1 protein-coding gene is annotated in these 279 nt (G+C 65.2%); it reads right to left on the reverse strand.

What is annotated here, in order from left to right; translation table 11 throughout:
* On the reverse strand, positions 1–279 hold a 279-nt coding region (locus tag R0J92_RS22535; RefSeq protein ID WP_411053297.1), incomplete at both ends, for a hypothetical protein.

The raw sequence follows: 279 nt of genomic DNA on the forward strand, positions 1-279 counted from the left end.
GAGCCATATCTTGATGGTCTTCGTCCCGAGCTTCTCCAGGACGCGAGCGCCTTCGTTGAGAAAGTCGTCGTCGGTGAAGTGGTACTTCCCTCCGACGTGGGTGACGCCGAGGGTGTGGCGAAAGCTGCGCGCCAAAGGGTTTTCGCTGCGGGCGCGTTCGACGAGCCGACCCCGATACATCACGCGGAGCGACCGGCGGAGCAGCTCGGGGAAGTCGGGGTGGCTGTAGAACGACTCGGACGCCGGGCCGAGCATGAGCCACTGCGAGTCGGCGAAGCG

The sequence above is a fragment of the Tritonibacter sp. SIMBA_163 genome (genome assembly GCF_046535935.1).
In the GTDB taxonomy this organism is placed as follows: Bacteria; Pseudomonadota; Alphaproteobacteria; order Rhodobacterales; family Rhodobacteraceae; genus Epibacterium; species Epibacterium scottomollicae.